Source organism: Sandarakinorhabdus rubra, assembly GCF_010994245.1.
GTDB classification, from domain to species: Bacteria; Pseudomonadota; Alphaproteobacteria; order Sphingomonadales; family Sphingomonadaceae; genus Sandarakinorhabdus; species Sandarakinorhabdus rubra.
The window spans coordinates 1-9,024 of the sequence record NZ_WMHO01000100.1; the positions used below are offsets into that span (position 1 = coordinate 1).

Consider the following 9,024-nt stretch of genomic DNA (forward strand, 5'->3'; position numbering starts at 1 on the left):
GCCACCGCCGCCACCCCCGCCGGCGCCTGATCTGTTCGTGGCCGCGCCAGCGCCGCCGCCACCCCCGCCGCCGCCAAGGCCGGAGGTCCGCGCGAAGGTGCAGAAGAGCCAGCCCGGCCTGTTCTGGCCGCTCACCGCCGCGCTGGTCACCTTCGGCGGTATCGCGGCGCTGATCATCCTGAAGAGCTGATCAGCCCAGCCGCTTCGTGTAGTAGGTGGTGGGCGCCATTGTGCCGTCGGGCATCAGCGCATAGGCCGGAATCTCGCCCACTTTTTCCCAGCCGCCGCGTTCATAAAGCCGCGCCGCTGCCGAGCCGCTGATCGTGTCCAGCACAAGCGTGGTGCGGGCCCGGCTGTGGGCCAGCGCTTCGACGGCCCGCAGCAGCGCCATGCCCACGCCCCGCCCTTGCGATCCTGGCGCCACCATCATCTTGGCAACGTCGGCGCGGTGCGGCTGGTTGGGCATGGTGGCCGGCACCAGGCTGACGGTGCCGAGAGGCCTGCCGCCCTCCAGCGCCACCAGCACGATCAATTCGCCGCTGGCCACCGCGGCGATTCGCGCCTGCCACCAGGCCATCGCATCGCCGTGCGAGAAGCCCGCCATGAAGCCGATGGAGGCGCCGCCGGCGACGCAATCGGCGAGGATCTGCGCCAGGTCGGGCAGCAGCCCGAAGTCGGTTTCAGGGTCGAGCCGCCTGATGTCCATGCGGTCGCCATAGGCCGGGCAAACCCGTGCGCGCCATACGCCGGTTGACGATCCCTGCCTTGCCCGGCCAAGTGGGGCAGGGGAGAACTGCATGATATCCGCACCGCTGCGCTGGGCCATCATCCTGATCGGGGTCGCGGTTGCGCTCAACTACATCGATCGCGGGGCAGTGTCGGTGGCGGCGCCGCTGATCAAGGACGAATTCGGTCTCAGCAACGAGCGGTATGGCGTCATCGTCTCCAGCTTCTACTGGACCTACATGCCGGCCCTGGCGCTGGCCGGCTGGCTTGCCGACCGGGTGAGCGTGCGGCTGCTGATGGCACTGGGCGTGACGATCTGGGCCAGCGCCACCATCGCCATGGGCTTCGTGGGCACGGGGCTGGCGGGCGGGGTCACCGCGCTGATGCTGCTGCGCCTGCTGATGGGGCTGGGCGAGGGGGTGGCCTTTCCCTGCGGCTCCAAGCTGATCGCCCGGGTGCCCGAAGGCGGGCGCACGCTGGCCAACATCTCGTTGTCGGGCGGGCTCGCCGTGGGGCCGCTGATCGGTACGCTGGTCGGCGGTGCGCTCATGGAGATCTGGGGCTGGCGCGAGATGTTCATCATCTTCGGCGCGGTCACGCTGGTGTGGCTGGTGCCGTGGTGGCTGGCCCGCGCCGGAATTGAGGAAGGCGAGGGGAAGGGGCAGCCCTCCCTCGGTCCTGCCGCCCCGATTGCCGACGTCTTGCGCCGGGGCACCTTCTGGTCGACCTCGCTGCTGCACATGTCGGGGACCTTCCCGCTCTATTTCATCGTCGCCTGGCTGCCGCTGTGGCTGGTCAAGGTGAAGGGCTTCAACATCATCGACATGAGCCTTCTCACCTCCGCCTTCTATGTGGCGCAGATCCTGGGCGGCACCATTGGCGCCTGGGCCATTGATCGCGCCATCCGGAAGGGCGGGGATGGTTCTCGCTGGCGGCGTGGCATGCTGTTCTTCGGGATGGGCTTCTGTGTTCTGGGCCTCGTGCTGCTGCCCGATGTCAACGACTGGCCAACGCTGGTGACGCTGATTGCCATCACCGGTTTCGGCTATGGCCCGGTCCCCAATCTCCTGTTCGTGATGGGTCAGACGATGGCCGGGCCGGCCTCGGCCGGGCGCTGGGTGGGGGCGCAGACTAGCCTTGGCAACCTCGCCGGCGTGATCGGCCCGGTGATCACCGGCATCATCGTCGATGCCGCCGGCTATCAGCCCGCCTTCTGGCTGACCGCGGCCATCGTGATACTGGGCACGCTGCAGTTCGCGATCCTGGTGCCGCGGATCGACCCTGTCGACTGGACCAGCGGCAAGCTGGCGCCGGTCAGCTAGCGGGCTTGTCCGCGTCCTTGGCAGCGTCCTTGGCCTGGGCCTGACCCCTGGCCTTGCGATGCTCTTCGAGATCGAGCACGGCGGCTTCGTCGTCGCTCAAGAGGCCGAGCCGGCGGGCGACTTCCTGATAGGCCTCGGCCTCGCCGCCCAGATCGCGGCGGAACCGGTCCTTGTCGAGCTTGTTGCCGGTCTTCATGTCCCACAGCCGGCAGCCATCGGGGCTGATCTCGTCGGCCAGGATCACGCGGCTGTAGTCGCCGTCGAACAGCCGGCCGAACTCCAGCTTGAAGTCCACCAGCCGGATGCCGACCCCGGCGAACATGCCGGCGAGGAAATCGTTCACGCGGATCGCCATGTCGGCGATGTCGTGCATCTCTTCCTGGCTGGCCCAGCCGAAGGCGGCGATATGCTCGTCGGCCACCATCGGATCGCCCAGCGAATCGTCCTTGTAGTAATATTCGAGGATGGTGCGCGGCAGCATCGTGCCTTCCTCGATGCCCAGCCGCTTGGAGATGCTGCCGGCCGCCACGTTCCTGACCACCACCTCGATCGGGATGATCTCCACCTGCCGCACCAGCTGCTCGCGCATGTTGAGGCGGCGGATGAAGTGGGTTGGGATGCCGATGGTGGAGAGCAGGGTGAAGACATGCTCGGAAATGCGGTTGTTGAGCACGCCCTTGCCGCTGATCGTGCCCTTCTTCTGGGCGTTGAAGGCGGTGGCATCGTCCTTGAAATACTGAATCAGGGTGCCGGGTTCCGGCCCTTCATACAATATCTTGGCCTTGCCTTCATAAATCTGGCGGCGGCGGGTCATGCGGTCCTCCTGGACGGCGCTCTTGAAGCTGTTCGGGCACGGGCAATCAGGCTAGCACGGCCCGGCGGCGCGGGGGAGTGGCCATAGCGGCAATGGTCAGCCCTTTCAATCATCGCCCGTTCAACGATTGAACCGCGGCCCCGGCTCCCCTATCTGGAACGGGTTCGGCTCAATCGCGAAAGGCAGGCGCCATGACCACGTTCGACAACCGCGAGAAGGCGTTCGAAGCCAAGTTCGCCCACGACAACGATCTGCGCTTTCGCATCCTGGCCCGGCGCGGCAAGCTCATCGGCCTGTGGGCGGCGGAAAAGCTCGGCAAGTCGGGCGCGGCGGCCGAGGATTATGCGAAATCGGTGCTGCTCTCCGACCTCGAGGTGCCGGGCGATGCCGACATCATCGCCAAGCTGCTGGGCGACCTGAAGAGCCTGGGTGTCGGCGAGGCCGATCTGAAGGCGATGCTGGCCGAGAAGCTGGCCCAGGCCGAAGCCCAGGTGGCGGGGGAGGAAGCCTGATGCCGATGGCCGCTGCCGAGATCGAGGCCGCAATCCTGGCGGCGCTGCCCGGCGCCACCGTGGAGATCAGCGATCTGGCCGGCGATGGCGATCATTATGCCGCCATCGTGACAGCGCCGCAATTTGCCGGGCTGAACCGTGTTGCGCAGCAGCGGCTTGTGTATAATGCGCTGGGCGGGCGCATGGGGGGTGCGCTGCACGCCCTGAAACTCACCACGCGCGCCAGCTGATGGCGCAGACTTGAAGGACCACCCTCCGATGACCAACCCCGTGCATGACCGCATCGCTGCCCTCGTCAACAGCAACGATGTCGTGCTGTTCATGAAGGGCACGCCCTATTTCCCGCAGTGCGGCTTTTCCTCCACCGCCGTTGCCATCCTCGAGCGGCTGAACGTCGCCTTTGAAGGCGTCGATGTGCTGGCCGACCAGGAAATCCGCCAGGGCATCAAGGAATACAGCGACTGGCCGACCATCCCGCAGCTGTATGTGAAGGGCGAGTTCGTGGGCGGCAGCGACATCATGATGGAGATGTTCCAGGCCGGCGAACTTCAGGCGCTGGTGGCCGAGGCCGGCGTGAAGCCGGCCGCCTGAGCCGTCAGGCCGGGCGGTGAAAGGGCTTTCGGTTCCCGCCATCTGGGATGGCATGACCAGTCTCGTGCTGGGGGATCTGTCGCGCCTGTTCTTCGTGGCGGCGCCCTTCACCCTGCTGCCCTCGGTGGCGGTGCAGCTCCTGCTGCCGCCGCTGCCCGCCACGGTCGCGGAGTTGAGCGGCCAGCAGATCCTCTTCTACATCGTGCTGCCGTTCCTCACCGGCAATTTCGCGCAGCTGGTGGTCACCGCGCTGCTGCTGCGGCCCGACATCACGCCGCGCGAAGCCTTTGCCCGCGCCCTGCCGCTGTGGCTGCCCTATCTGGGCGTGCTGCTGCTCGCGTCGTTGCCGGTCGGCTTCGGCCTGCTGCTGCTGCTGCTGCCCGGCCTCTATCTCTATGCCCGGCTTGGTTTCCTCGCCAGCACGCTGATGGTGACGGAAGGCGGCGCCCCGATGGCGGTGCTGCGCCGCGGCTGGCAGCTGAGTGAGCGCGCGCAGGGCGTACTGTTCCTGTTCCTGCTGGTCGCCATGTTCGGCGTCATCGGCGTGCTGATGCTGGCCGGCATCGCCGGTTCGGCGGTCTCGGCGCTGGCCACGCTGGTGGGTGCCGATGCCGTTGGCCGCTTCCTGGTGGCCCTGTTGGGCGGCGCGGCCAGTACCATGGTCGCCATCGCCGGGGCGGCAGCCAGCGTGGTGTGCTGGCGCCAGCTGCGAGGCTAGCTCACTCCCAGGTGGCGAGCGGCGGCAGGCTCATCAGGATCGCATCGGTGTTGCCGCCGGTCTTCAGCCCGAAGGTGGTGCCGCGGTCATAGACGAGGTTGAACTCGGCATAGAGGCCGCGATACCGGAGCTGCGCGGCACGCTGCTCGGTGCTGAATTGCTGGTGCATCTTGGCGCGCACCAGCCTGGGATAGGTTTCAAGGAAGCAGCGGCCGACATCCTGGGTGTAGGCAAAGTCTGCTGCCCAGTCGCCGCTGTCGAGATGGTCGTAGAAGATGCCGCCGACGCCGCGATGGCGGTTGCGGTGGGGCACCCAGAAATACTCCTCCGCCCACTTGCTGTGGGCCGGATAATAGTCCGGGTTGTGGCGGTCGCAGGTGGCCTTCACCGCGGCGTGGAAGGCTGCGGTTTCCTCTGGATCGGGCAGGGCAGGGTTCAGATCGACGCCGCCGCCGAACCAGCGCTTGGTGGTCACCAGCATCCGCGTGTTCATGTGGACGGCCGGCACCAGCGGGTTGGCCGGGTGGATAACAAGGCTGATGCCGGTCGCAAAGAAGCGCGGATCCTCGGCGGCGCCGTTGATCTGCTTGGCGAAATCCGGGTTGAACTGGCCGTATACGGTGGAGATGTTGACGCCGGCCTTCTCGAACAGGCGGCCCTTCATCACGCCCATCTCGCCGCCGCCGCCGTCGCCGCCGCCATGATCGGTGCGGTTCCACACCTGCTTCTCGAAGCGGCCGGCATCGCCGGGAAGGGTGGATTCGTCTTCCAGTTGCTCCAGCATCGCCCAGATGTCGTTGCGAAGCTGGCGGAACCAGGCCTGGGCGGCCTGCTGCTGGTCATCAAGCGCGATCATGGCGCCGCCTTAGAACGGCTGAGCGGCGGCGGGAAGCCCCAGAAGTGTGCGCACCTATCTGTAAAATTCCTTACCGGCATGTAATGCCCGCGCCAAAATGTCCGGGGCGCTGGGGTGTTTTGTCCGTTGCGTTGGCCCCCCGGCTTGTCTATCCGGGCGCACCATGCAGGCAGGAGGCAACCCTGCCCGTCGTTCAATTGGCATCCGGAAGGGACGAGATGGCGAGCGAAGCACGGCAGGCGACTGCTGATGATCTGACCCCCGGTGGCGAGCGCCGCCGCGATTTCCTCTATGTGGCGACCGCTGCCTTTGCCGGTGCCGGCGTGGTTCCGGTGGCCTGGTCGCTGGTCAACCAGATGAACCCGTCGGCCGACGTGCTGGCGCTGGCCTCCATCGATCTTGACCTGTCGGCGGTGCAGCCCGGCCAGGCGATCAAGGCCAGCTGGCGCGGCAAGCCGATCTTCGCCCGCCACCTGACCCCGCAGGAAATCGCGGATGCCAAGAAGGTGGATATCGCGTCCTTGCGCGATCCGCAGAAGCTGGAAGACCGGACCAAGGCCGGCAACGAACAGTGGCTGATCACGCTGGGCGTGTGCACCCACCTGGGCTGCGTGCCGCTGGGCGCGGCCGACGGCGAGGCCAAGGGCGATTTCGGCGGCTATTTCTGCCCGTGCCACGGCTCGCACTATGATACCGCGGCGCGCATCCGGAAGGGCCCGGCGCCGAAGAACCTCGAGGTCCCCCCCTACAACTTCACGTCGCCCACCGCGGTGACGATCGGCTGAGGAGAGAAGAGATGAGCTTTCCCTGGGCCAAGCATTATCAGCCGACCAGCGCGGTCGGCAAATGGATGGACGAGCGCCTGCCGCTGCCGCGCTTCGTCTACAACGCGCTGGGGCCGGGCTATCCGACGCCCAAGAACCTCAACGCTTTCTACAACTTCGGTGTGCTCGCCGGCGTGGCGCTGGTGATCCAGATCATCACCGGCGTGGTGCTGGCCATGCACTTCGCCGCCGATACCCGCGTTGCGTTCGACAGCGTCGAGCACATCATGCGCGACGTGAATGGCGGCTGGATGATCCGCTACATGCATGCGGTCGGCGCCAGCTTCTTCTTCGGCGTCGTCTACATCCACATCTTCCGCGGCCTCTATTACGGCTCCTACAAGCCGCCGCGCGAGATGCTGTGGATGCTCGGCCTTGTCATTTTCCTCTTGATGATGGCCACCGCGTTCATGGGCTATGTGCTGGTGTGGGGCCAGATGAGCTTCTGGGGCGCGCAGGTCATCACCGGGCTCTTTTCGGCGCTGCCGGTGGTCGGCACTTCGATCCAGACCTGGCTGCTGGGCGGCTTCTCGCCTGACAACGCCACGCTGAACCGCTTCTTCTCGCTGCATTATCTGCTGCCGTTCGTGACCTTCGGGGTGATCATCCTGCACGTCTGGGCGCTGCACATCCCGGGCTCGAACAACCCGACCGGAATCGACGTCAAGTCGGAAGCCGACACGGTGCCGTTCCACCCCTATTACACCGCGAAGGATTTCGTGGGCCTCGGCATCTACCTGATCGTCTTTGCCGCCTTCGTGTTCTTCATGCCGAACAGTCTGGGCGAGCCGGACAACTATATCCCGGCCAACCCGCTTTCGACGCCTGCGCACATCGTGCCGGAATGGTATTTCTGGCCCTTCTACGCCATCCTGCGCGCCTTCACGACCGACTTCCTGGGCGTGCCGGCCAAGCTGTGGGGCGTGATCGCGATGTTCGCCTCCATCCTGCTGCTCTTCCTGCTGCCGTGGCTCGACACCTCGCCGGTGCGGTCCAACAACTATCGCCCGCTGTCGCGCATCCTGTTCTGGGTGTTCGTGGCGGTGGCGCTGGCACTGGGCGTGTGCGGTGGGGCGCCGGCCGAAGAACCGTGGGTGCGCCTGAGCCAGGTGCTGACCGCCTATTACTTCGCCCATTTCCTCATCATCCTGCCGATCGTCTCCAAGCTGGAGAAGACCAAGCCGCTGCCGGGTTCGATCTCGGAAGCCGTGCTGGCCAAGGTCGGCAAGGGCAGCGGTGGTGCGGCGCCCGTCGCCCAGCCGGCCGAATAAGGAGTTCCCCCAGATGATCCGTCTCGGCGCTCTCGTCGTCGGCCTGCTCTTCGTGCTCAACGTCCTTTGGGGGGCGGTACAGCCCCGCGAGGACTCGGCGCCCGACATGGCCAAGCAGCTGCACAAGCATCCCAAGCACGTCGAATGGGCGCACAATGGCCCCGGCAACCTTGGGGTGCTCGGCACCTTCGACCGCGGCCAGCTGCAGCGCGGTTTCCAGGTTTACAAGGAAGTCTGCTCGGCCTGCCACTCGATCAACCGCGTCGCCTTCCGCGACCTCGCCGATCTTGGCTTCAGCGAAGCCCAGATCAAGGCGATCGCCGCCGAATATGAAGTGGCCGCCATCGACGGCAACGGCGAGCCGACCACCCGCAAGGCGACCCCGGCCGACAAGTTCCCGCTGGTCTATGCCAACGAGGCGGCGGCCCGCGCTGCGCAGAACGGCGCCAACCCGCCCGACCTGTCGCTGATGACCAAGGCGCGTCCGGATGGCACCAACTATGTCTATTCGCTGCTGACCGGCTATTCGGACGATGTGCCGAAGGGCTGGGTGAAGCCGGACACGCTTTACTACAACCCCTATTTCCACAGCATCAACATCGCCATGCCACCGCCGCTCGCCGCCGACGGCCAGGTGACCTATGCCGACGGCACCAACGGCACCGTTGACCAGTATGCCAAGGACGTCGCTGCCTTCCTGACCTGGACGGCCGAGCCGAAGCTGGAAAACCGCAAGGAAACCGGGGTGGCCGCCATCCTGTTCCTGACGGTGCTCACCTTCCTCGGCTACCTGTCCTATCGCAAGGTTTGGGCGGACGTGAAGAAGCCGGCCTGATCGGCAGTCCAGGGCTTGAAACGGGGCGGCTGTCCGGCAGGATGGCCGCCTCTTTTCTTGTGGGGGCATGATGGTCAACGATGATCTGAAAGCGCTGGTGCGGACCATCCCCGACTATCCGCACGCCGGCATCCTGTTCCGCGACATCACCACGCTGCTGCTCGACGGGCCGGGCTTCGCCGCCAGCGTTTCGCGCATGGCGGCGCTGCTGTCGGGACGGCCCGACCTGGTGGCCGGCATCGAGGCGCGCGGCTTCATCTTTGGCGCTGCGCTGGCTCGCGAACTGGGCGTCGGGTTGGTGCTGCTGCGCAAGAAGAACAAGCTGCCCGGGCGGGTGACGGGCATCAACTATGCGCTGGAATATGGCACGGACCGGATCGAGATGCATGCCGATGCAGTGCAGCCGGGCCAGCGCGTGGTGCTGGTTGACGATCTGGTGGCCACCGGCGGCACGGCGCTGGCCGGTGTGGAACTGCTGCGCGGCGCCGGCGCCCGCATCGAGGAGGCCGCCTTCGCCATCGACCTGCCAGACCTGGGCGGGGCCGGGCGGTTGCG

General features: G+C 66.4%; 13 protein-coding genes. 10 read left to right on the forward strand and 3 right to left on the reverse strand.

The window, feature by feature from the left end; all coding sequences use genetic code 11:
* Positions 1-190, forward strand: a 190-nt coding sequence (locus GJV64_RS15480) for a hypothetical protein (RefSeq protein WP_205599559.1), incomplete at its 5' end; no start/stop codon positions are given.
* Here the strand turns inward: GJV64_RS15480 and GJV64_RS07760 are convergent.
* The gene (locus GJV64_RS07760; protein ID WP_164156693.1) at positions 191-706 is read right to left on the reverse strand and encodes a GNAT family N-acetyltransferase; all 516 of its coding nucleotides are present in this window, start codon (positions 704-706) and stop codon (positions 191-193) included.
* 91 nt (positions 707-797) lie between these two features.
* Between GJV64_RS07760 and GJV64_RS07765 the strand changes: the two genes are divergently transcribed.
* On the forward strand, positions 798-2,048 hold the full coding sequence (locus GJV64_RS07765) for an MFS transporter (protein ID WP_164156694.1): 1,251 nt from the start codon (positions 798-800) through the stop codon (positions 2,046-2,048).
* Here GJV64_RS07765 and purC read toward each other — a convergent pair.
* Positions 2,041-2,862: a phosphoribosylaminoimidazolesuccinocarboxamide synthase gene (gene purC, locus GJV64_RS07770; protein ID WP_164156695.1), complete on the reverse strand. Its 822-nt coding sequence runs from the start codon at positions 2,860-2,862 to the stop codon at positions 2,041-2,043. The genes GJV64_RS07765 and purC overlap by 8 nt on opposite strands.
* A 191-nt stretch (positions 2,863-3,053) precedes the next feature.
* On the opposite strand from purC, the gene GJV64_RS07775 reads away from it, so the two are divergent.
* The 4 genes from GJV64_RS07775 to GJV64_RS07790 are packed head-to-tail and all read left to right on the forward strand — an operon-like array spanning position 3,054 to position 4,683.
* Positions 3,054-3,374, forward strand: a complete 321-nt coding sequence (locus GJV64_RS07775) for a DUF1476 domain-containing protein (RefSeq protein ID WP_164156696.1) — start codon at positions 3,054-3,056, stop codon at positions 3,372-3,374.
* A complete protein-coding gene (locus tag GJV64_RS07780; RefSeq protein WP_164156697.1) occupies positions 3,374-3,604 on the forward strand; it encodes a BolA/IbaG family iron-sulfur metabolism protein in 231 nt (76 codons plus the stop codon). The genes GJV64_RS07775 and GJV64_RS07780 overlap by 1 nt, the downstream gene beginning before the upstream one ends.
* Positions 3,605-3,632: 28 nt before the next feature.
* Positions 3,633-3,965: a Grx4 family monothiol glutaredoxin gene (gene grxD / locus GJV64_RS07785; protein WP_164156698.1), complete on the forward strand. Its 333-nt coding sequence runs from the start codon at positions 3,633-3,635 to the stop codon at positions 3,963-3,965.
* Positions 3,966-4,017: 52 nt separating this feature from the next.
* Positions 4,018-4,683 (forward strand): hypothetical protein, encoded by a 666-nt coding sequence (locus GJV64_RS07790; protein WP_164156699.1) that lies wholly within the window; start codon positions 4,018-4,020, stop codon positions 4,681-4,683.
* A 1-nt stretch (position 4,684) separates the two neighbouring features.
* Here GJV64_RS07790 and hemF read toward each other — a convergent pair whose 3' ends face one another.
* The gene (gene hemF, locus GJV64_RS07795; RefSeq protein WP_164156700.1) at positions 4,685-5,539 is read right to left on the reverse strand and encodes an oxygen-dependent coproporphyrinogen oxidase; all 855 of its coding nucleotides are present in this window, start codon (positions 5,537-5,539) and stop codon (positions 4,685-4,687) included.
* Between the two features lie 218 nt (positions 5,540-5,757).
* On the opposite strand from hemF, the gene petA reads away from it, so the two are divergent.
* The 4 genes from petA to GJV64_RS07815 form a co-directional block, all read left to right on the forward strand.
* Complete coding sequence (gene petA, locus GJV64_RS07800; RefSeq protein ID WP_164156701.1) at positions 5,758-6,324, forward strand: ubiquinol-cytochrome c reductase iron-sulfur subunit; 567 nt, start codon at positions 5,758-5,760, stop codon at positions 6,322-6,324.
* A gap of 11 nt (positions 6,325-6,335) precedes the next feature.
* A complete protein-coding gene (locus GJV64_RS07805) occupies positions 6,336-7,634 on the forward strand; it encodes a cytochrome b (protein WP_164156702.1) in 1,299 nt (432 codons plus the stop codon).
* A 13-nt stretch (positions 7,635-7,647) separates the two neighbouring features.
* Entirely contained in the window at positions 7,648-8,469 is an 822-nt protein-coding gene (locus tag GJV64_RS07810; protein WP_164156703.1) for a cytochrome c1, read from the forward strand.
* Positions 8,470-8,536: 67 nt separating this feature from the next.
* Positions 8,537-9,024 (forward strand): adenine phosphoribosyltransferase (locus GJV64_RS07815; RefSeq protein WP_164156704.1); only part of this gene is annotated, 488 nt, incomplete at its 3' end.